The 23,576-nt window shown below is 43.2% G+C and carries 14 protein-coding genes; all 14 read left to right on the forward strand.

Annotated elements, in window-relative coordinates:
• The first annotated feature begins 450 nt into the window (after positions 1 to 450).
• The 14 genes from D0T87_RS10750 (at position 451) to D0T87_RS10815 (ending at position 23,558) form a co-directional block, all read left to right on the forward strand.
• The gene (locus tag D0T87_RS10750; RefSeq protein ID WP_163175125.1) at positions 451 to 3,069 is read left to right on the forward strand and encodes a sugar-binding domain-containing protein; all 2,619 of its coding nucleotides are present in this window, start codon (positions 451 to 453) and stop codon (positions 3,067 to 3,069) included.
• A gap of 194 nt (positions 3,070 to 3,263) precedes the next feature.
• The gene (locus tag D0T87_RS10755) at positions 3,264 to 4,418 is read left to right on the forward strand and encodes a DNA-binding transcriptional regulator (RefSeq protein WP_163175126.1); all 1,155 of its coding nucleotides are present in this window, start codon (positions 3,264 to 3,266) and stop codon (positions 4,416 to 4,418) included.
• Positions 4,419 to 4,420: 2 nt separating this feature from the next.
• Positions 4,421 to 5,548 (forward strand): acyltransferase family protein, encoded by a 1,128-nt coding sequence (locus D0T87_RS10760; protein ID WP_370526836.1) that lies wholly within the window; start codon positions 4,421 to 4,423, stop codon positions 5,546 to 5,548.
• Between the two features lie 22 nt (positions 5,549 to 5,570).
• Positions 5,571 to 6,896 (forward strand): sugar MFS transporter, encoded by a 1,326-nt coding sequence (locus tag D0T87_RS10765; protein WP_163175128.1) that lies wholly within the window; start codon positions 5,571 to 5,573, stop codon positions 6,894 to 6,896.
• Entirely contained in the window at positions 6,878 to 8,059 is a 1,182-nt protein-coding gene (nagA, locus tag D0T87_RS10770) for an N-acetylglucosamine-6-phosphate deacetylase (protein WP_163175129.1), read from the forward strand. Before D0T87_RS10765 ends, nagA begins: the two co-directional genes overlap by 19 nt.
• Positions 8,060 to 8,064: 5 nt before the next feature.
• The gene (locus tag D0T87_RS10775) at positions 8,065 to 8,823 is read left to right on the forward strand and encodes a 6-phosphogluconolactonase (RefSeq protein WP_203558667.1); all 759 of its coding nucleotides are present in this window, start codon (positions 8,065 to 8,067) and stop codon (positions 8,821 to 8,823) included.
• A 10-nt stretch (positions 8,824 to 8,833) separates the two neighbouring features.
• Entirely contained in the window at positions 8,834 to 10,393 is a 1,560-nt protein-coding gene (locus D0T87_RS10780; protein WP_163175130.1) for a family 20 glycosylhydrolase, read from the forward strand.
• A gap of 399 nt (positions 10,394 to 10,792) precedes the next feature.
• Positions 10,793 to 13,987 carry a TonB-dependent receptor gene (locus D0T87_RS10785; protein WP_163175131.1) on the forward strand — a complete coding sequence of 1,065 codons (3,195 nt, stop codon included), beginning with the start codon at positions 10,793 to 10,795 and terminating at the stop codon, positions 13,985 to 13,987.
• Between the two features lie 13 nt (positions 13,988 to 14,000).
• Positions 14,001 to 15,851, forward strand: coding sequence for a RagB/SusD family nutrient uptake outer membrane protein (locus D0T87_RS10790; protein ID WP_163175132.1), 1,851 nt, complete (start codon positions 14,001 to 14,003; stop codon positions 15,849 to 15,851).
• Positions 15,852 to 15,884: 33 nt separating this feature from the next.
• A complete protein-coding gene (locus tag D0T87_RS10795) occupies positions 15,885 to 18,767 on the forward strand; it encodes a SusC/RagA family TonB-linked outer membrane protein (RefSeq protein WP_163175133.1) in 2,883 nt (960 codons plus the stop codon).
• A gap of 10 nt (positions 18,768 to 18,777) precedes the next feature.
• Complete coding sequence (locus D0T87_RS10800) at positions 18,778 to 20,475, forward strand: RagB/SusD family nutrient uptake outer membrane protein (protein WP_163175134.1); 1,698 nt, start codon at positions 18,778 to 18,780, stop codon at positions 20,473 to 20,475.
• 21 nt (positions 20,476 to 20,496) lie between these two features.
• The gene (locus tag D0T87_RS10805; RefSeq protein WP_163175135.1) at positions 20,497 to 21,075 is read left to right on the forward strand and encodes a DUF1735 domain-containing protein; all 579 of its coding nucleotides are present in this window, start codon (positions 20,497 to 20,499) and stop codon (positions 21,073 to 21,075) included.
• Positions 21,076 to 21,096: 21 nt separating this feature from the next.
• On the forward strand, positions 21,097 to 22,284 hold the full coding sequence (locus D0T87_RS10810) for a PKD domain-containing protein (RefSeq protein ID WP_163175136.1): 1,188 nt from the start codon (positions 21,097 to 21,099) through the stop codon (positions 22,282 to 22,284).
• Positions 22,285 to 22,436: 152 nt separating this feature from the next.
• Positions 22,437 to 23,558, forward strand: coding sequence for a family 20 glycosylhydrolase (locus D0T87_RS10815; RefSeq protein WP_163175137.1), 1,122 nt, complete (start codon positions 22,437 to 22,439; stop codon positions 23,556 to 23,558).
• Positions 23,559 to 23,576: the final 18 nt, after the last annotated feature.

The raw sequence follows: 23,576 nt of genomic DNA on the forward strand, positions 1-23,576 counted from the left end.
ATAAAGGGGTAAGTACCATCCTTGGGTGGCCGATGGACAAAGGCTTTTAGCGAAATGAGTGCTACTTCCTGTACGTTTTTCATTTATAATGGCAGCAACCAAATGAAGGTCGAAATAGGGGTAAGAATGGTTAATAAACAAAATAGTCAAAACGGGTTGGAAATGAAGGAAACAGAAAGGGCACGTCATTGCGAGGGGCTTGCCCCAAAGCAATCCAGTATGCTAGGGATTAGCCGTTTTCTGGATTGCTTCGAACAAGTTCTCGCAATGACGTATCTTTCTATTACATCATAACCCCACTAAAAAGGAGGGAATAGAGATGGAAATCAGAGATTGGTATAAAATGTTATTCGGCATATTTCCGCAAATCGACAATTTTTATTCGCAAATGTGCGCAAAAGCTCTATCGTGTTTGGTGTACTTTTGTTCCACATAAAGAAAGAAAAAACCATGAAGAAACACTTTAGTTCAATTCTAGTATCCATCCTTGTATGTGCAAATTTGTTGGCATGTACAAACATGATTGCCGAGAACAGGCAAGTTCTACTGTCGGACAACTGGCAAATCCAGCAATCCGGTAAGACCGTGGCCAACGGACAGGCGCTATCTTCAACAAACGTTTCCACCAGCGATTGGTATAAAGCAACCGTACCCTCTACCGTTATGGGAGTATTGACTGCCAACGGACTGTATAAAGATTTACTTATCGACATGAATTATAAAGAGGCAGACAAAACGCCTTTCGATTCGTCCTGGTGGTATCGTACCACATTCAAACTATCTAAAGAAGATAAAAACAGACACATCAGTCTCGACTTCGACGGAATCACCTATAGAGCAAATGTTTGGCTCAATGGCCGGCAGATAGCCTCTAAAGAAGATATGTATGGACCTTTTTGCCGCTTCTCGTACGACATAACCGATGTTGCCGGGGAAGATAATGTACTCGCAGTAGAGATATTCCGTGCCCAGGTTGCCGAGCCCAACATTGGCTTTGTCGATTGGAATCCAAGACCATTAGACGAAAGCATGGGCATCTTCCGGGAGGTAAGACTGAACATTACCGGAGATGTGAAGATGAAAAACACCCACGTACAATCGCGCGTAAACACCGAAACCCTGAAAGAGGCCTGGGTGACTGTCGAAACCGAACTCTCCAACCTATCCGATAAGAGCGTCAGCGGAAAGTTGGTGGGAGAGATCGGAAACATCAAGTTCACCATACCCGTAAAGCTCGATGCAAAAGAAAGAAAAGTCGTAAAGATAGACCCGGAAACCATCAAAGACCTCCATATCCTCAATCCCCGCTTATGGTGGAGCGCTGATCTGGGCCAACCGGAATTATACCAACTCAACCTAAAGTTCATCGCAAAAAACAACATCACTTCCCAGGAAGACGTCACTTTCGGTATCCGCCAGATTGATACCTATTTCACCGAAGCCGGACACAGGGGCTTTATCCTCAATGGTCAGAAAGTACTCATCAAAGGTGCCGGGTGGACGGACGACATCTTCCTGCGCGACACCCCCGAAACCAACGAACGGCAAGTGAAGTACGTGCGCGATATGAATATGAATACCATACGCTTCGAGAACATCTGGGGCAATAGCCAAAATCTATACGATATGTGCGACAAATACGGTATCCTCGCACTCGTAGGCTGGAGTTGCCAATGGGAGTGGAAAGGCTATCTGGGCGTTCCCGACGATGAGTTTGGATGCATCCGCACCGAAGAAGACATGAACCTGCTTACCCGCTTCCTGAACGATCAGGTGGTGTGGCTCAGAAACCATCCCAGTATCATAGCCTGGTATGGCGGTAGCGATAAATTGTTGCGTCCCGAGTTGGAAAAGAAATATATGGCGCTTCTGCCAACCATAGACAACCGTCCGTATATCGGTTCGGCAAAAGGATTAACCAGCTCTGTTACCGGACGAACCGGAATGAAGATGGTAGGCCCTTACGAATATGTCGGTCCGGACTACTGGTTTCTTGATTCCATATACGGCGGAGCCTACGGATTCAACACCGAAACAGGTCCCGGCGCTCAGATGCCCGTCTATGAGTCGATCGTGAAAATGATTCCCGAAGATAAGCTCTGGCCCTTGAACGACGTATGGAATTACCACTGTACTACCGCCCGCGTAGCTTTAAATACACTTGATTTCCAAAACAATGTGATTGATGGAATGTACGGCAAACCTGAAAACCTTCAGGAATATCTTCAAAGCGCATACTTGCTCAATTATGAATCTACAAAGAGCATGTTCGAAGCCTTCCGCGTGAATCGCAAGGAAGCTACCGGGCTTATTCAGTGGATGTTGAACTCTGCATGGCCCTCACTATACTGGCAGTTGTACGATTATTACCAAATACCCGTACCGGCCTACTATGGGGTGAAAACTGCAAACATGCCGCACCAACTCATATATAACTATAAAGATAACGGCATATATGCTGTGAACGAAACACTGACGCCCGGTGAAGGATTGAAAGCCGTAATCAAAGGTTTCTCCATAGACTCGAAGCCGGTATACGAAGAAGAAATTGCATTTTCTACCGAACCCAACTCATCAAAGAAGATATTCACGATAGAAAATACCCTGAAAAACTCTTTCGTATCATTGAATATCTACAACGCTGCCGGAGAACAAATCGCAGAGAACTTCTACTGCCTGTCGTCCATACCCAATGAATATGACTGGAAGAAAACCGATTGGGTAGGAACACCCATGACAGGCTTTGCCGATTTTAAAGATCTGCGCAAAATGCCCAACGTCGATTTGAAACTGAATACCTCTCTTCAAGATAGTAAAAACGGCAAGCTAATCCGGTTGGAAATAGAAAATCCTTCTTCGACTATTGCGCTTTTTACCTGTTTGAAACTGAAAGATGCACAAGGCGAGATTGTATGCCCGTCGTATTGGGATGATAATTACATCAGCATCCTACCCGGCGAGAAAGTAGTGCTTCATTGCGATACGGATAATGCCAAACCCGACACGAACGGTTTGATTATCACCGCCTCCGGATATAACGTGAAAGAACAGAAAGTTGAAGTGAGATAAAGATAAACCCTCTTTTTGAAATGTAAGAAACGTGGGGAATCAGCAATTGGTTCTCTGCGTTTTTTCATTATAAATATTAAGTTGACGCAAATTCACAATAATAAAACGCTCATTGACGTTTATTAGTAGATAGATCTCTCTATATTTGTATTAAGCATTTAAAAGATCATTTTATCTATCTAATACCAGAAAACATGCTTAGGATTCTACTACTATCAGATTTTACCAGCGAATATAGCCGCCTGATGCTCAGGGGTTTTCTCAGGTATTCAAAAGAAGTGGGCGGATGGAGTTTCTACCGCATTCCTCTAAGCCAGGACGACCGGTATGAAAATACGGTGATTAAGATTGCGCAAAAGTGGGGTGCTGATGCCATTATCGGGCAAATATCCAACGTAAATATACAAAGATTAAAATCAATAGGTATTCCAATTATAATTCAGAACTACACCGACAGGGTGAGTGGCATTTCGAATATCACAGGCGATTATTGGGGAACAGGCATCATGGCCGCCAACTATTTCCTGAAAAAGCGATATAAGAATTTTGCCTTCTACGGTACACGTACGACGGTGTGGTCGAGGGAGCGCGAAGACGGCTTCCGCGAGAAGATTACGGAAAGTGGTCATAATCTGATATGTTATAACGAAGAATATAACATACGTTATGGTTCCACTTCCGATCTTACCGCCTTGGGCAAATGGCTCCAGGAACTACCCAAACCCATAGCTCTCTTTGCTTGTGACGATGCATTTGCTCTGCGCATCACCGAGGTATGTTGCCTCAACAATATCCGGGTACCCGAAGATATCGCCGTGCTTGGCGTGGATAATGATGAAATACTATGCAACATGTCCGATCCGCCCCTGTCGTCCATCGTTCTTGATGTCGAAAATGGAGGATACCAGGCAGCATGTCATTTGCATCAGATCATCAACAACCGGGATTTGCCGCAATTCAACATTACGATAAACCCTATCCGGATCGAAAGAAGGAAATCTACCGAAGGCTATGCCATCGACGATCCATTGGTGCTATCTACTATCCGCATGATTGAAGATGACAACAACCGGCAGATCACCATCAAAGAGATACTCGGACAGGTACATGTTTCGCGCCGGGTACTCGAAAAGCGGTTCAAGAGTACGGTAGGCGAATCCATCTATCAATATATACTTAAACAACGGTTGTCATGGTTTGCCGAGAAGCTGATTACTTCCGATAAATCTGTATCCGAAGTTGCATTTGATCTGGGATATGAAGATTATATTAATCTGTCGAAAGCCTTTAAACGGATATATAATATCACCCCGACACAGTATCGAAACCATTATTGCATTCAAAAATGAACATGTCGACCCATCAACATAGATTACTTGCACTGGATGTGATGAGAGGGATTACTATAGCAGGAATGATCATGGTAAACAATCCCGGTTCCTGGAAATATGTCTATGCGCCATTGCAACATGCGCAATGGAACGGACTTACCCCCACCGATTTGGTCTTCCCTTTCTTCATGTTCATTATGGGAGTTTCCCTGCATATTTCATTCGGCAGATACAAGGGTGAATTGAGTCGGCAGTTGATTGTTAAAATACTAAGGCGTACGCTTTCACTTTTTGTAGTAGGTTTGGCTCTGGAAGCCTTTTCCAAGATTTGTGCAGGCACATTCGCACTGGAAAGTTTACGCATTCTCGGGGTGATGCAACGCTTAGCGCTGGCGTATTGCGGAGCGGCATTCCTTACTCAGATAGCAGGAAAGAAATATTACTTATGGGTTAGTGCGGGCATACTTTTGGCGTATGTGCTTGTTATGCAAATCTTTAACGGTTATGTACAATCTTCCGGCAACCTGCTGGCGATCATTGACACTACCGTATTAGGAGCCGGGCATATCATCAAAGAAACCCTGCCCGGTGGAGAAACCTTTCCTTTCGAACCTCTGGGACTATTGAGCACCCTGCCCGGTATAGCGCATGTTATGTTGGGGGCTTTCGTCGGGCATATTATAACGGATATCAAAGACAACCATAAGCGGATCGAACAGATTTTTATTTTCGGAGCTATATTGCTATTTACCGGCTATTTGCTCCAATACCTTGACCCGGTCAATAAGAAACTTTGGACAAGTTCGTATGCCATCGTCACCTGCGGATTAGGTTCATTGTTCTTAGCTTTACTGATTTGGATCATTGACATACGAGGGCACAGAAAGTGGTGCCGCCCCTTTGAAGCTTTTGGCATAAACCCTCTTTTCATGTATGTACTGGGGTGGGTGGTTGCCGTTGGCTTAGGTACCATAACCCTACCTGTCGGTGAACAGGTAGTCAGCCTAAAGAAGTTTTTGTACGAAGGTGTTATGCAGCCGTTATTCGGCGATTATCCGGGTTCACTGATATATGCCCTTTTATTTATCGGCTTTATCTGGATATTCGGTCAGATACTCTATAAAAGAAAAATTTATATTAAACTATAACCATACTCGATTTCACTATACTATGACACAGGAAAAAACAAATATCACCAAAACCGGGAATCTCATTCCTATGTTTACGCTGGGAATGTTGTTCTTTATCTTCGGACTCGTTTCGTGGGTAAACGCCATTCTGATCCCTTATTTCAAAGTGGCCTGCGAATTAACCCATACCCAGTCTTATTTAGTGGCCCTGGCTTTTTATATTGCCTATCTGGTGATGTCAATTCCTGCGTCGAAATTGTTGAGCAAAGTGGGATATAAACGCGGCATCATGATCGGTCTGTGGTTTATGGCAGCAGGAACACTCTTATTTATCCCGGCGGCATACACGCGGACGTACGGCATATTCCTTACCGGACTTTTCACTATCGGTACAGGCTTATCCATACTCCAGACCGCTGCCAATCCTTATGTAGTGATCATTGGTCCGATAGAATCGGCTGCACGGAGAATCAGTATCATGGGGTTATGCAATAAAATTGCCGGTATTATTGCTCCGTTACTTTTTGCCGCCGTTATCCTTAAGTCGTCCGATTCTGCATTGTTCGAAATGATAAAGAACAACGCTATCGAAGGTGCCGAGAAAAGTGCGATGTTGGATGAACTGATCCGCCGGGTCATTGTTCCCTATCTGATACTTTCCGGCTTTTTATTCCTTTTCGGTTGCCTGATCCGCTTTATAAAGCTTCCCGATATAACATCCGGAGACAGCGATGAAAGCAGCAGTCATACAGACCGGAAATCTATTCTGGATTATCCTTACCTGATAATGGGAGCCATTGCTATATTCTTCCATGTGGCTGCACAGATCATATCCATTGATACAGTTATCAGCTATGCCGAAATGATGGGGCTCGACCTGAACGAAGCTAAGATATTTCCAAGCATAACACTATCCTGCGCTTTGTTGGGCTATTTCCTGGGTATTCTGTTGATCCCCAAAGTAATCAGTCAGAAGAACATGCTCCGGATTGTAACTACCGTGGGACTTGTATTCTCCATTTGCATACTATTTGTTTCGGGCCATGTGCATCTTCTGGGTATGGATACGGATGCTTCTATCTGGTTCCTTTGTCTGTTGGGCATTCCTAATGCCTTGATATATGCCGGTATATGGCCGTTGGCTATCCATGATCTGGGCAAATGGACGAGCCGTGGATCATCTCTCATGGTTATGGCACTATGTGGTAATGCTTTTATGCCCGTCATTTACGGTATGCTTGCCGATAGTTACGGATTGCGTATAGGTTACGTTGTGCTTATTCCTTGTTTTCTTTACTTAATGTTTTATGCTTTTTACGGGCATAAAGTGAATAAATGGTCGGAACTATGGAAAGGAACCAAATGATACGCATTTACAACGGAGAGATCATCACTCCCGATCAAAACCTGGGCATAGGTACGGTGGTGATAGATGGCGGCACGATCGTAGGCGTGGAAAAAGGAAACGTCGAAGTACCCGGTTGCCTGTCGGTGGATGCCGAAGGTGCTTATATTTCTCCCGGTTTTATTGATATCCATACGCATGGGGCAGGGGATGCCGATTTTATGGACTGCACGGAAGAAGCTTGCCTGTGTATAGCACGTACACACGCCCGGTATGGAACCACGTTGCTTTATCCTACGACTCTGGCCTCGGAGAATGAAGAATTATTTCGTTTTTTCGATATATACAACCGTGTAAAAGACCAGCAGGAAGGAGCGGCTTTCGGTGGATTACACCTCGAAGGTCCTTACTTCAGCTATGCTTTTCGCGGAGCACAAGATCCTAAATTCCTGCGGAATCCGGAACCTCAGGAATATATGGAGATACTGGAACGTTGCAGCGATATTACAAGATGGAGTCTGGCGCCCGAATTGCCCGGAGCATTGGCTTTTGCCGATGAGTTGTGCAAACGGGGTATCAAACCTTCCATCGCACATACCGATGCGATCTATGAAGATATTCTCGAAGCCCATCGTCATGGTTTCAGGCATATCACCCATTTCTATTCTTGTATGAATGGCATTACCCGCCGAAATGCTTTCCGGTATGCAGGTTGTATTGAAGCCGGATATCTGATGGACGATATGTATCTCGAAATCATTGCAGATGGCATTCATGTACCCAAACCGCTTATGCAGCTTGTAACCAGGATAAAAGGAGCAGATAAAATCGCCCTGGTTACAGATTCTATGAGAGGAGCGGGGATGCCTGAAGGGAAGAGTATTCTAGGTAGCCTGTCCAGAGGACAAGAAGTCATTATTGAAGATGGGGTGGCCAAGATGCCCGACCGGCAATCTTTTGCCGGCAGTGTCGCTACGGCAGACCGGTTGGTTCGGAACATGTATCAGGTGGCCGGGCAACCGTTGACGGATGCCGTAAAAATGATGAGCCTTACTCCGGCTACCATGATGGGTATCGAAGGTCATAAAGGTAAGATCGCCGTAGGTTATGATGCGGATATAATCGTTTTTGACGAAAATGTAAACATTAAACACACCTTCGTAAAAGGAAAAAAAACATTCTGATTATAATGAAAGAAATGAATAAAGATCTCCTGGATATCAAAATATACGATACCCGAGAGCAACTCGGTTTTGCTGCAGCTCTCGATGCTGCAACATATATTAACGAATTATTGGAACAACAAAATGAGGTAAATATCCTGTTTGCCGCTGCTCCGTCACAGAATGAATTTCTGTCGGCACTACAACAGCACCCTATAACATGGAGTTGTATCAATGCTTTGCATATGGACGAGTATATCGGACTGAAAGAGAATGATACCCAACGTTTCGGTAACTACCTGAAGAGACAAATATTCGATAAGGTTAATCTGAAATCGGTTCATTATCTTTTTGTGGAAAACGCTCTTCCGGAAGATATCTGCCAACGCTATAGCGAGATACTCGATAAATACCCTGTTGATATTGTATTCATGGGTATCGGAGAGAACGGGCATATCGCATTCAATGATCCGCATGTTGCTTTGTTTGACGACCCGGCTCAGGTGAAAATCGTTGTACTGGATGCCGTATGCCGGGAACAACAAGTACACGATGGTTGCTTTGACAGCATTGAAGATGTTCCGGAGGAAGCGGTTACGCTAACCATCCCCGCCATGATGAAGGCCCGCCGAATCTTTTGTATTGTTCCGGCAGCGTCCAAAGCAAATGCGGTAGCCGAAACTGTCAATGGAGAAATTACGGCTGCCTGTCCTGCTTCCATCCTCCGTACACATAAGGCAACGACCTTATATTGCGATCAGGATAGTGCTAAATATCTAATTTAATTAAATCGCTATGAATCATCCGGTTTTAATCAGAAGCATTGTTTTATTCATCTTTGTCATGTGTACGTCTTTGGGTATGAGAGCGCAAAGTCAGGCAGAGCATAGTTTCCGTGTTAAAGGATTCTATATTGATTGCCGTACAGAGGTGATGAAAATGCCTGCTATCAAACAGCAGGTTCTTGAACTCTCACAGAAGGGGATCAATACACTTTTGTTCGAATATGAAGCTACTTTCCCATTCAAACAACATGCTACGCTATGCAATGAATTTGCCTATACGGAAGCAGAAGTAAAAGACTTGGTAAGCTATTCGGCGGGATTAGGCGTTGAAGTTATTCCTTTACAAAACTGCTTCGGGCATTGCGAGTATATCCTTAGGCACGACCGTTATGCACATCTTCGGGAAGATAAAAAAGAGGTGTCGCAAGTTTGTCCGCTAAAGATTAATGAAGCCTCGCAAGTATTCGGAGAAATCTTTCGCGAAGTAGCCGCCCTGCATCCATCGAAATATTTCCATATCGGAGCCGACGAAACTTATCTGTTGGGCGATTGCAAGAATTGTGCTGTCGTAGCGGCTAAGGAAGGTAAATCCCGGTTGTTTGTGGATTATGTTAAGGCGATGTGCAAGATTGTGACGGAAATGGGAAAAACCCCGATTATCTGGGCAGATATTATCCTTATGCATCCCGATGCCGTACATGAATTACCTAAAGAATTGGTTCTGATCGATTGGAACTACGGATGGGAACCCGACCGTTTCGGTAAACTTGAAAACCTATATGCCACAGGTGCCGAAGTGTGGGGTGCGAGCTCTATGCGCTCGCACCCGGACAACATCTATTTAACGCAATGGGAAAAGCATTTCAACAACCTGACTACTTTCGTTCCTTTTGCCCGGGAAAAAAACTATAAAGGAATGATCCAGACATCGTGGTCTACTAGTGGAACTTACGGATTCCATTATGACACCAACTCGGAGATTATTAATATGCAACCGGTGCGTAGTGTATATCCTACATTAGGATTTAATGTATTGATTGATGCTACTTGTACGGCTTTCAATTCCACTCAGCCGTTGAACGGAAAGGAATTTGCGATGGATTATGCCCGCAAACAGTACGGACTAACCGCCGCAGAATGCGAAATATTCTGGGAATATCTTACTCATCCGCAATTCGTGATCCTGCAATCGTTTAAAGATGAAAAGGGTACTCCTGTAGCCACTGTACTTGATGATTGTATGAAGTTGAAGGATAAATTCAGTAAACTTTCGCCTGGGAAGAACAAAGAAGAGTTTGAGCATTATAAATTGATGCTGGATCTTCGGATTAATTATCTGACTTATAAAAAAATAGAAGCCTTTTATGAGTCACCCGAATACACCCGTTCGCACGCTTCGCAACTGATCAATCAACTAAAACCTGTTATCTCTGAATCGGACGAACTAAGCAAACGATTTATCAAACTAAACAAAGACTATCTGAAACCCGGACAACCAGAATATATCAATCACATACGGACTGAAAAAATGAAGTCGCTCTATCAGTGGCTTGTTAACCAGCAAAACTGATCGTAGCAGACACTGCACGTATCGATAAGTTTCTCTGACTATTGATTCTTTTCCTACCGGAAGGAAGAGTATCCGCACTTGGTATCTCCAATAGAAATATCTGAAAATCTAATTAATAACTAATTCTTAGTAAACATGAAAAGCAAAAAAGAACTTTTACAGCCCAACCTGTATACTTAGGTTACCTGTGTCTAATGCATGAAGTTGAATTCTAACCCTATTATCCAATTTCAAGATATGGAATATTTGTACTAATTGTAACAAATTGTTTTAATAATGAAAAAGCAAAAACAAATAAAAATCAGACGTTTTTCGCATGTACTGTCTTATAGGATATTACAATGTATGCTTGTTTGTGCCATTTCTGTACAAACGGCTTTCAGTCAAACCAATGATATTATGATAAAAGGTCAAATTACCGACCAGTTTGGGGAGACAATGATTGGCGTAAATGTGATGGTAAAGGATGCTTTTACCGGAACAATTACTGATATGGATGGAAATTACAGACTCTCGGCTCCATCGAATGCAACACTTGTCTTTTCGAGTGTGGGTATGGAGACACAGGAAATTAAAGTAGCAGGACGTACAACAATCAATGTGGTGATGGCAGAAGCGGCACAAAGCATTGAAGAAGTTGTTGTAACGGCTTTTGCCACACAAAAGAAGATAAACGTAACGGGTGCAATTTCTGCCGTATCCGGTAAGGATATTCTGGCATCGCCGGTTTCCAATATATCCAATGCCCTTGTTGGGGTTACCCCTGGTTTAAGCGCTGTGCAGGCAGGAGGAGAGCCCGGTAGAAATGAAGCAGACATCACTATTCGTGGTGTAGCCACTTATGGTAGTACGGCGCCGTTGATTGTAATTGATGGAATTGAGCAGGCTGCCGAACAGGCGTTCACCGCATTCAACTCTATCGACCCGAATGAAATCTTAGGAATCAGTGTATTGAAAGATGCTTCTTCCACTGCGGTGTATGGTATTCGTGCTGCCAATGGAGTGATTATCGTAACTACTAAAAGGGGTGGTTTAGGTAAACCAAGAGTCAGTCTTTCTTCCAACTTCGGATTTACTAAAGCTACAGCCCTGCAAAAAGGTCTTTCTTCTTATGATTGGGCCAGCTTCCGTAATGAAGGTGTGCAGAATGAAATGGATGCTTTTGGAAATCAGGCATTGTCATCCTATCTATACAGTGAAGACGACTTGTGGAAGTTTAAAAACAACCGCGATTTCACTCCGGCAGAAGTAGATGCGATGACGCACTTAACGGCTGCTCAACGCGAACAACTAAAAAATAGTCCAGCTCTGTATTACGGAAGTAACGACCTTTATGCACAACAGTTTGGTGAATATGGTCCGCAGTGGCAGGTCAATGTTAACCTGTCGGGTGGTACGGAGAAAGTGAAGTATTTTGCTTCGTTAGGTTATCTCAATCAGGGAAGCATTACCGATGCGGCTAAATATTATGGATCGGACACCGGATCGCAATTTACACGCTATAACTTCAGAGCCAACGTAGATATTGATGTAATAAAGAATACAACGATTTCGGTAAACATGGCCGGACAGTTTGGTACAACACAAGGTCCCGGTATTGATGCAGAGGATCCTTATAACCTGAGTTCACGTTATAAGATCATTATGCAATATATTTATGACGGTAACCCCTTTATGGCACCGGGTATTATTGACAATCACCTGATTAGTGGATTAAACAGACCCGCTGGTTCCGTTCAGGAAAGTTTGTTTCAGAAAACCGGAAGTACGGTAGGAGATCAGAATGCTGTTTACAATCTGTTGAAATCGGGAACAGGTTATCTCTACAACACCCTACTTGATAATACCATAAGAATCAAACACTCTATGACTTATCTGGTCAAAGGATTGAGTATACAGGCATCGTTGAACTATCAGGACAACTACAACAGATATGTGACCAAACGACCTTCCATACCGGAATACACCGTAAGAAGAGGAATGGACGATCCTAATGTATTGGAATTCTTCGGCGGAGGTATTGGTGGTGATACTTTTACTTCGAAAGGTTATAGCAATTGGAATAAACTATATATCGACGCCGGGCTTACGTATGACGGCACTTTTGGTGATCATAATATCGGTTTATTATTCCTGGGTAAAGCATCAAGGTACACCATGCCGGATGATGTGAACAATACTCCTTCCGGTATTATGGGTTTGGTGGGTCGTTTTACTTACGACTACAAGCAACGCTATATGGCCGAATTCAATATGGGTTACAACGGTACCGAGCAATTTGCCGAAGGAAAACGATTTGGTTTCTTCCCCGCTTTCTCGCTGGGTTGGGTACCCAGCAATGAATCGTTCTTCCCCGAAAATGATTGGGTAACATTCCTGAAGTTCCGTGGCTCGTATGGTGAAGTGGGTAATGACCAGTTAGGACAGAGCAGGTACCTGTATCTTCCCAACACTTACCGGTTAAATCAAGGCGGGTATTATTTCGGAACTTCCGATGGTTCGTCTCCCAATGCATATTATCCGGGGGCGGCGGAAGGAAATCTGGGTAACCCGAATGTGACGTGGGAGAAAGCCAAGAAATATGATATCGGTTTTGAGGCTCGTTTCTTTAAAGATAAACTATCCCTTACATTTGATTACTTCAACGAAGACCGTGAAAACATCCTCACCCGTTTGGGCGTAATACCCGCTTCGTATGGTGTGGCTGCCGGCAGCGTACCTCCTGCCAATGTAGGAGAAACCAACAATAAAGGATATGAAGTTGTATTGGGTTGGAATGATCAGATCGGTAAAGTAGGTTACCAGATCGAAGGAAATATGAGCTATACCAAGAATAAAATTCTTTATAAGGCAGAAGCTCCTAACCCTTACGATTGGATGAATGAAACAGGACACAGCATCGGGCAGCGATTCGGATTGAAGAGCGATGGTTTATATAATACATTAGAAGAACTAAACTCACGCCCTTACAATACGTTTACCAGTAATAAGACGACATTGGGAGATATCAAGTATATTGATTTAAATGGTGACGGGGTAATTGACAATAAAGACATTGCTCCTATCGGTTACCCAAACAGAGCCCAATACCAATTTGGTGTTAAACTAGGATTCACCTATAAAGGATTTGATTTGAGAATGCTGTTCAATGGTACAGCTAACGGATCGTTCTACCTGCGCAGAATATCTATTCCATTCTACAAGAATGCAGGAAATGCCTTCAAATGGCAATATGACGGACGGTGGACTCCCGAAAAGTATGCAGCAGGTGAAAAGATCACCTATCCTCGTGCTACGTTTAACTCCGATATCAACAGTCATAACTTCTTAAACAGTGACTATTGGATGATGCCGAATGATTTCTTTAAACTTAAAAACATAGAATTAGGATATACGTTCCCTTCCAGCATGCGCTTTATGCAAGCTGCCAAGATTTCATCTTTGCGTTTGTATGCCAATGCAAACAATGTATACACGTTCATAAACAAGATGAGGCACATCGGTATCGACCCGGAAACCAGAGAAACCAGCGATTATTCTTATGTCTATCCTATTACAACGACCGTTGTTTTCGGATTCACCATTCAATATTAAAACAGGAATTATCATGAAAAAGATATTTATAATATTATCCATCATAGGATGTTTAGCCGGAAGTTACTCCTGCCAGGATGACTTTTTGCAAAAGCCGGATATTTCAGGTACTGTTGACTTGGAGAAGATCTATTCTTCCACTAAAAATGCGGAGTCTGCCTTGTTCCGTTGCTATCGTGATGTGTTGAAACATGGATGGCCTACGGGTATAGGATTGGGGCACGGTACATTAGGTGCCATTTCAGGAGAAGTCAGTAAAGGTTGGAGCTGGCATGCCACCTGGCAAATCTGTTCTGTAGGATTGATGCCTACACGACATACCAACTCAACGACAGGTAGTGCCGGTGCCGAGCATTTTGGCCAGAACTGGGAATATATCCGTGCTTGTTTCCTCGTGAAAGAAAATATAGACCGGGTGCCCGATATGGACGATAAAATGAAAGGATACATCAAAGGTGAAGCTACGGCACTTATTGCTTATCGTTATATGGGAATGTTCTACCGCTTCGGAGGAGTTCCGATCGTAAAAGGATCGTTTATGCCTGAAGATGATTTGGCTATTCCACGTTTCTCACTACAAGAAACGCTGGATTATACGCTGGAATTGTTGGACGAAGCTTCAAATGCTTTACCCGATTCATGGGCAAACATTGGCGGTAACGGTATATATGTGGGTCGTATCACGAAAGGTGCAGCCTTAGCCATGAAAGCTCGTTTGCTTATGTTCGCTGCCCGTCCTCTGTTTAACTCAGCAACCCCTTATCTTGATTTTGACAATCCGGAAGATAATAGTCTTATATGTTTCGGGAAGGTTGATCCGGAACGTTGGCGCACTGCGATAGCTGCTAATGAAGCTGTATTAACCTGGGCGGCAGCTAACGGTTATGAGTTAATTAATACCGGAGGTGCAGGCGTAGGACAACCCAACCCGAACGCAGGAGAAGATTATGGTACTGCAACTTCAGTATTGAATAATAAAGAAGTGCTTTTATCTTATAAATTAGATGAAGATGGACAGATCGCTTTATACTATAATACTTCAGGAAATTATCCCGAAGCTACTCGTTCCGATAGCGGTCAGTCGGGTTTATTAACTAATCATTTGGAGAATTATTACGATAAAGACGGTAACGATATGGATTGGCCTAAAGTGGGCGAATCAAAACCTCGTCCGGCACAGAATTGGTTGGATAATATTGATAAAGTAGAACCCCGTTTCCGTATGGATGTATGTGCTATAGGGGTAGGTTCTTTAAGTAATCCGGGTATTAGTACCTGGCAACATACCGCTTGGGGGCGTCGGTTGGTGAACCTGGAAATCAATTCGGGTGCTACATCCGGACGATTCCCTGAAGCTTCACAGGTGGGATATGGCGCTGGCCCATCTACTAAATTCTATTATAAAGCGGGTTCAAGATTATGGTTCGAACCACCCTTGTTCCGCATGGCAGAGATCTATCTGAATCTGGCTGAGGCTTACAATGAGGCAGGCGATCCGGTAAATGCATTGAAGAATCTGAATATGGTGCACAACCGGGCAGGTTTACCCTCTATTACCGAAACGGATAAGGAACAACTCAAGAGAAGAATCTGGCGTGAAAAAGCCATAGAATATTTTCATGAGAACCATCGTTATTATGATGCAAAACATTGGAAACACCCTGAGATCGCAACGAATATTCATGGTGGACAGAAGCGGGAATTACAATTCCGCGTGACGGCAAATTCCGGTTCCGCATCTGCTTTGATCGAATATTGGGATGCGAATGCATATGTTACTTACTGGCATCCGAAAATGTTTTTGGAGCCTTTCCTACAGGATGAAGTCAATAAGGGGATAATCGTTCAAAATCCGGGCTATTAGGATATTCAGTATAATCATATAAGGACTAAAATTATGAATAAACAATATATTAAAAGCTTGCTCTTCGGATTCTTGCTTTCATTTGTTACACTCCATGTCATGTCTCAGGACATACTAGCAGACGGCGACAGCCTGGCTTCCCGTGCTGTAGTGCCTGGCAGTTTATTCTCAACAACGGATATTACCCAGACAGGGGCGGTATCGACCGTCTCGGGTGAAACGTTGTACAAGACTCCTACGGCAAATATCACCAATACCGTATCAGGTAGATTACCCGGATTGATCGTAAATCAGGGTAACGGTACACCCGGTTCGGATGGAGCGGGTTGGTATATTCGCGGGATAGGAAGCTATGCTCATGCCGGAGCCGCCAATACCATGAAATTCTATGTGGATGGCTTTGAAGTGAACCGCGAATACCTGAGCTATCTTACACCTGCTGAGATCGGTAGTGTTTCTGTTTTTAAAGATGCGGCATCTTTATCTACTTTCGGGATGAAAGGCGCGAATGGTGTCGTATGGATTGAAACCAAAAGAGGTAATATCGGCAAAATGAAAGTGAACTTTCAGGTTCGTTCGGGAATCCAGAACGCCATCAATATCAATAAACCACTCGATTCGTACGAATTTGCTAATCTGTATAATCAGGCTATCAGCAATGATAACGGTATGGTCTGGACTCCAACATATAGCGATGATCAGTTGAATGCTTACAGAAACGGTACCGGAACCAATGTAGATTGGTATGATGAAGTTATGAAGAATAACGGTTCTTATACAGATGTTGATCTTTCATTTCGTGGAGGTTCGGAAATGATCCGCTATAACGTTGTTCTGGCTTATGCTAATCAACAAGGATTGTTTAATACATCCAATAGTGATGAGTCGTCTAATATCCGTTTCAGTAAATATAATGTGCGCACGAATTTAGATATTAATCTATTCAAGTATCTGGAAGCCAGTATTGATGTGGGTGGACGCCTGGAGGACAGGAATCGTCCGAACTATGCTACAAGCGATCTAATGAATAACCTGGCCAGATACCCGTCGAATATCTATCCGGTTTATGATAACCTGGTTGTAGATGATTTAAGCAATTTCTCGGGTACAACGCTTTACCCCAATAACCCTGTGGGTTCTGTAAAAGGGTTAGGATGGAGAACAGATCGTCAGCGTATATTGCAAGGTAATTTCAAGTTTAAAGAGAAACTTGACTTTGTATTCGACGGGTTGTATTTACAGGAAGCCTTCTCATTTTATGTAAAATCCGTTGGTGGCTCAAGCAAGACTAAGAACTACGCCAGGTATTTTAATGGGGTTCCTCAGACAACAGATCAAACATCGACCATTGTTGCCAGCAAACTCAGTGCAGATAATATGGATCAATGGATGCAGGCAGCCTTTACTGTAGGTTACGAAAACAGTTTTGGAAAACATGATGTCAACGCAGCTTATAATTTTCATATTTCAGATTATAAAGGTGATGGTTTATTCGGATACAAATATCACTATCTGAATAATAATGGAAAAGTTAATTATGTCTATGATAAGCGTTATGTAGCCGAATTCGGTTTCTCTTATTATGGAAGTGATGCTTATGCACCCGGTAACCGCTGGGGGGTCTATCCGGCTGTATCAGCAGCATGGGTAGTGTCCAATGAAGCATTCATGCAATCTAATAAAGTGATAAATTTCCTGAAAGTTAGAGCATCAGCCGGTAAAACCGGTGGAGCCGAATCGGGTGAGAACAACTCGATGAGTTCTTTTGCATCGGATGGTCGTTATCTATATCAGCAGTACTATACGAACAGTATGGTAGGTAATTTCTTTCAGGGAAATGCTGCACCTTTCAACGGACAGGAAACATTGGCACCGCTATTTATAGCCAATGAAAACGTATTTGCCGAGAAAAGTATGAAGTACAATGCCGGGATAGATATGAAGTTATTCAATAAACTCGACATAACTGTAGATGCGTTTTTGGACAAACGTACCGGTATCCTGACTATGGATAACTCAATCATGAATTATTATGGCCGTAATATGCAGTTCAATAACGTAGGTAAGATGACCAATATGGGATTTGAAGCGAGTGCTGTTTTTGAAGATAAGATTGGCCATTGGAACTATTCATTATACGGAATGGCAGCTTATGCAAAGAATAAGATTGATTATATGGCCGAGGTTGCACCGGCACATCCATATAACGCACGTACAGGTCGCGCTTATGGTACCCGGATTGGTTTGGAAGCCATTGGTTATTATCAGTTAAGCGATTTCAATGCCGATGGTTCTTTGAAAGCCGGTATTCCCGAGCCCATGTTTGGTAAGGTACAACCGGGCGACCTTCGCTATAAGGATTTGAACAGTGATGAATTTATTGACCAGACAGACGTTACTGAGATCGGTAGCCCGTCTTATCCAAAATGGACGTATAGTTTTGGTGGTGATGTAGCTTATAAAGGATTTGATTTCTCTGTGTTCTTCACAGGTTCTGCCGGTGCTTCGGTTAGCTTGATTGATTACGGTGCGCAATCCAAAGCATTTGTCAATAACGGTAATGCTTATGCTTGGGCTAAAGATGCCTGGGCATACTATCCGGAGCAAGGTATTGACAACAGGACAAATGCTAAATATCCCAGACTGACTACTCAGGAAAATGAGAATAACTACCGGGCAAGCTCATTCTGGATACGTAAAAACGATTTCTTGAGACTTAAGAATATTGAACTGGGCTATGACTTCTGCCATCAGTTCGTGAAAAGATCGGGAATTTCCAAGCTTCGTTTATATGTGAATGCTATGAATCCCGTTACGTTCAGCAACTTATTGAAGGATTTCGATATGGACCCCGAAAGCAGATACGGTTATCCTGCGCTCAAGTCATATAATGTAGGTGTTCAAGTCACTTTTTAAATGTACTGTTATGAAAAGAAACAATAGATATTTAATTCTCCTTTCGGCAGTGGTTATAACCCTGGCCGGATGTGATAACTTTTTAGATACGAGAATAGATACATTCACCACTCCCGATAGAGTGGAGACAAGATACAATACTCTATGGGCTTTTGCCAATGCATTTTATGCCCCTTTGCAGTCTGGTTTTAATATAATGGACAATAATTTGTTTGCTTCAGCATCAGATGAAGCACAGCAGACTGCTGCTGTTTCTAATGCTGCTATTTTCAACAAAGGAACAATCAATGCTAATATTAATCCATTGACCAGTTTATATAGCAACTACTATGAAGGTATCCGGGCAGCACATTTCTTCCTGGATTATGCCAAAGATGGTGAAGAATTTCTGGCGCTTAACCGGGATACTTCGGGCATAGCAAATATTGAAAACCGGATTAATTATGAGAAAGATGTTCGCTCATTAAATTGGTACAGGGCAGAGGCGAAAGTAGCTATGGCCTACTATTATTCCGAACTGATAAAAATGTACGGAGGTGTGCCGCTGGTTACTACCACGATGGATAAAGACCCGAATAAAGGAGCCATTCCCCGTTCTTCTTATGACGATGTGGTGACTCATATCGTAGGACTCATCGATTCTCAGTTGGATCACTTGCAAGTGGATTGGGCTACTCACCCTGATAATGTAGCCAGTAGGGCAGGGCGATTTGATAAAGCAACGGCTCTGGCTATCAAAGCCCGCACGTTGTTATATGCTGCAAGTCCACGCAATAATCCTGCTAATGATAAGGATAAATGGGCAAAAGCCGCACAAGCAGCTCACGATCTGATTGTGTTTAAGAACTATACTATGCCGGCTAACCGCGATTATTCGGCTTATTTCTCAGGAACAGGAGCTTTGAATAATCCGGAGTCTATTTATCTTATTCGTAAAACAGCATCAAATTCATTGGAAAAAGCAAACTATCCTATTTCTACACCAGGAGGTAATAGTGGTGTTACTCCTACCGAGAATCTGGTATCTGTTTATGAATATGTCGGTCCGGCCGATCCTTCCAATCCATATTTCAACAGAGATCCCCGTCTGGCTGCAACTGTTGTAACGAACGGAAGTAAGTGGAATAACCGTATCATTGATCAATCTCCCGGAGGAAGCGATGATATGTCGAAAGCCAATACCAGCCGTACGGGATATTACCTGAAGAAATTCATGATTGATAATCTGAATTTAACGCAAGATGGTACCGCACAGCATTTATGGATAATGTATCGTTATGCTGAAGTCTTATTGAACTATGCTGAAGCCATGAATGAAGCCTATGGACCCGATGCAAAACCAAGTGGTTTTACACTTTCGGCCAGACAGGCGTTGACTCAGGTGCGCAACAGTGCAAGTACTTCATTGGCTACGATAACAACGACCGACCCGAATGAATTCAGGAATGCCGTAAAGCGTGAGCGTCAGGTGGAACTGGCTTTCGAAGACCATCGTTATTGGGATCTTATCCGTTGGAAAAATGCGGATACGGTGTTGAACAAACCTGTAAGAGGAGTCCGTGTTTCGAAAAATATGAATGATGTGTTTGTTTATCAAGTAGTTGATGTCGCTTCGAGAACATTTATGCAGCGCAATTATTATTTGCCGTTCTCACGTGCCGAAGTAGTAAACTCTAACGGTACATTAGTTCAGAATGATGATTATTAAATCGAATAAACTCAAGTTAATATGAAATTTGCTATATATAATAGATTCATTTTTGCCGTTATGATGTTATGTGCTATCGTAGTGGCAGGTTGCGAAGAGGGTGACGGAGATGCCGATTATGGATTTGCTTACGTATATATCCCTCAGGCTACGGCTTCGGGTGGTTTAAATAATCATTATCCTGTGCCGAGTGGCAGTGGCGAGAATACCTACAACTTCAAGGTTGAAGGTGGTAAACTTAATATCTATTTAGGAGTGCTGCGTTCCGGTCTTATCTCCGGAGCTTCCGGATTTACGGTAGATGTTGCGGTGTCATCGACTATGACGGAAGAGGCTGTAACATCTGGCGGGATAAACAATGCGCAGGCTTTACCTTCCGGTCTATACACCCTACCGGACAAGGCTACTGTACAAGCAGGAAAAGAAAGTACTTCCTTTTATTTATCTGTTGATATCAATGCGTTAAAAGGCGGTGCTTATGCCGGAAAGAACCTGGTGTTGGCTGTAGAAATAGCCAATCCTACCCATTATGAATTGAGTGATGAAAATACATCTGTTGTAGTAGTCATAGATGTGGATGCTGTACTGGATATTATATAAGACAATTTAAAACGTTTTGATATGAAAAAAATAGGATTCGGATTAATGACACTGGCACTTATCGGCTTGCTGAGTTGTCAGGATGATGATATCATTAGCTCTGTGGTTGTAGAAGGTTCTAAACCAACGTCGAGTTTTACCTTTTCACAAGAATTCCTGGCGGTTACGTTTACGAACACCTCTACCGATGCGGAGTCGTATTACTGGAATTTTGGTGATGGTACTTTCTCTACCGAAAAGTCGCCGGTGCATACCTATGTGGCGTCCGGAAATTACGATGTAACTCTAAAAGTAAACAGTGCTGCCGGTTATTGGGATGTGTCTGATAAAGCTTCTTTTTATGTTGCGGGGCAGGCGAAACCGTTCTTTACCTATACTCCGGGATTTGGTCTTAATGTAAACTTCGACGCAAGCAGTTCTACGAATGTAAAGTCTGCCAGTTGGAATTTTGGTGACGGAAGTGATCCGGTGCAAGGTTTTGTAGTTTCTCATGAATTTCCGGCCAATGGAACATACGAAGTGACATTAACCGTAGAAGGTTTAACGGGCGATATTGAGAAGTATAAAGAAGCGATTGTGCTTGTTGGGGATTACAACCTGCTTAAAGGAAGTGATATGGAAGAATCTGCTGCCGATTACTGGTTCCTGGCGGGTGGAGTTTCGAATCCGTCGAATAATCCGCTTATTTATCGCTTTGGCTATAAAGGTGACGGGCCAAGTTTAGGAAGTGGTGGTTGTTTCGTATTTGAACATTATGCGAATGGCTCTGCCGGTCCTCGTTTATTTATCTATCAGCCGGTAAAGGTAGAAGCAGGTAAGAACTATCTGTTTAGTGCCCATGTGAAGCTCCCGGCAGGAGCAGTAAGCTCGGCCTTACGGTTCTATATCGTAAGAGAGGATCAGCTTGATCCAAAAGGTGAGCCGATATTTAACAATAATGATAGAATGTACTACGAATTCAGTACCTGGGGCAACTGGGGTAAAGAGAACAATGGAACCGGCACGAACATCAACAAGTCGTTTGCTTATGACGGGGATCTTACCGCAAGCTTTATCTCTGGTTTAGCCCGCTATTCGGGTGGTACTAACGGAATATATACCGCTACACATACCGGAAAAGTTTTTGTAGGTTTCTCTAACTATGTTTCCTGGGCCGATTCCGGAGGCAACTGGTATATTGATGACGTTAAATTTGAACTTCAACCTTGATCATAAATTTGAGGGTGTCATAAGTTAATACTGTAGGGGCGGTTCGCGAACCGCCCAATACACAGAATACACAGGAAACCATTTTCGGGCGGTTCGCGAACCGCCCCTACAGTATTAACTTTTGATATACCCTCAACTTAATTCTAACCCTAATGAAACATATATTCTTAACCTTTTTATTTATCTGCTTCGTGCAAATGTCATTCGCACAGGCAGAACCTGCTAAGACCATTGATGATCGTATTCCGGTACGTGGCCTTGCTATTCCTGTTCCTTCTGTACAGGGATTAGATGCGTTCCTTCAATTCATTGAGAAAGACTTAGCTCCGGCTCAGTTCAATATGCTTATCCTTCGGGTGGACTGGAACTATGCATATGAGAATCATCCGGAACTCAGAAATCCTAACCCGCTGACCAAATCGGATGCTAAGAAGATATTAAGTGTTTGCAGAAAGCACAATATAAAAGTCGTTCCCGAAGTAAATTTACTGGGTCATCAATCCTGGGCAAAGAATACCTTTAAATTATTAAGTGTATATCCTGAATTTGATGAAACCCCACATGTTAAAACCGAGAACTATACCGAGTTTCCCAATCCCGACGGTTTGTATTGCAAAAGCTATTGTCCGCTTCATCCCGATGTGCATAAAGTCGTTTTTGCTTTGGTTGATGAATTGATGGATGCTTTTGAAGCCGATTATTTCCATGCCGGAATGGATGAGGTTTTTTACATCGGCGATGACAACTGTCCGCGTTGCGGTGGCAGAGATAAGGCCGAACTGTTTGCCGGTGAACTCACCAAGATTCAAAACCATTTGTCACAGAAGAACAGACGACTCATGATCTGGGGTGACCGTCTGATTGACGGTAAAACCACAGGAATCGGTATGTGGGAAGCCAGCATGAACCAAACGTACCGGGCCATTGATCTGATCCCCAAAGAAGTCTTTATTTGTGATTGGCATTATAAACGCGCCGACCTGACCAATGTATATTTTGCCATGAAAGGCTTTGATGTAGCTTCCTGTTCATGGAATACCCCCGAAGCGGCAGCACAGCAAATCAAAGATATGGTTGATTTTCGCCAACGCTCCGTTCCGGTGATGGGAAATCGTTTCCAGGGTCTTATTCAAACCGTTTGGGCGGGAGCCGATCGCTTCTTGCCGGTATATTATGATCCCGAAACTGATAAAGTTCAGGAGAAGGAAAATCCACTAGCTTCCAATGCACGTACATTGAAACGTGTAATGCAGGAATTTGTGAAACTAAAATAGAATTCAGTTTAAAACTAC

Source organism: Bacteroides sp. 51 (assembly GCF_010500965.1).
GTDB lineage: Bacteria > Bacteroidota > Bacteroidia > Bacteroidales > Bacteroidaceae > Bacteroides.

What these genes read in the sequence shown, in the direction of transcription:
- D0T87_RS10750 (WP_163175125.1), top strand. Translation starts at nt 451, where the DNA reads ATGAAGAAACACTTTAGTTCAATTCTAGTATCCATCCTTGTATGTGCA.
- D0T87_RS10755 (WP_163175126.1), top strand. Translation starts at nt 3,264, where the DNA reads ATGCTTAGGATTCTACTACTATCAGATTTTACCAGCGAATATAGCCGC.
- D0T87_RS10760 (WP_370526836.1), top strand. Translation starts at nt 4,421, where the DNA reads ATGTCGACCCATCAACATAGATTACTTGCACTGGATGTGATGAGAGGG.
- D0T87_RS10765 (WP_163175128.1), top strand. Translation starts at nt 5,571, where the DNA reads ATGACACAGGAAAAAACAAATATCACCAAAACCGGGAATCTCATTCCT.
- nagA (WP_163175129.1), top strand. Translation starts at nt 6,878, where the DNA reads ATGGAAAGGAACCAAATGATACGCATTTACAACGGAGAGATCATCACT.
- D0T87_RS10775 (WP_203558667.1), top strand. Translation starts at nt 8,065, where the DNA reads ATGAAAGAAATGAATAAAGATCTCCTGGATATCAAAATATACGATACC.
- D0T87_RS10780 (WP_163175130.1), top strand. Translation starts at nt 8,834, where the DNA reads ATGAATCATCCGGTTTTAATCAGAAGCATTGTTTTATTCATCTTTGTC.
- D0T87_RS10785 (WP_163175131.1), top strand. Translation starts at nt 10,793, where the DNA reads ATGATAAAAGGTCAAATTACCGACCAGTTTGGGGAGACAATGATTGGC.
- D0T87_RS10790 (WP_163175132.1), top strand. Translation starts at nt 14,001, where the DNA reads ATGAAAAAGATATTTATAATATTATCCATCATAGGATGTTTAGCCGGA.
- D0T87_RS10795 (WP_163175133.1), top strand. Translation starts at nt 15,885, where the DNA reads ATGAATAAACAATATATTAAAAGCTTGCTCTTCGGATTCTTGCTTTCA.
- D0T87_RS10800 (WP_163175134.1), top strand. Translation starts at nt 18,778, where the DNA reads ATGAAAAGAAACAATAGATATTTAATTCTCCTTTCGGCAGTGGTTATA.
- D0T87_RS10805 (WP_163175135.1), top strand. Translation starts at nt 20,497, where the DNA reads ATGAAATTTGCTATATATAATAGATTCATTTTTGCCGTTATGATGTTA.
- D0T87_RS10810 (WP_163175136.1), top strand. Translation starts at nt 21,097, where the DNA reads ATGAAAAAAATAGGATTCGGATTAATGACACTGGCACTTATCGGCTTG.
- D0T87_RS10815 (WP_163175137.1), top strand. Translation starts at nt 22,437, where the DNA reads ATGAAACATATATTCTTAACCTTTTTATTTATCTGCTTCGTGCAAATG.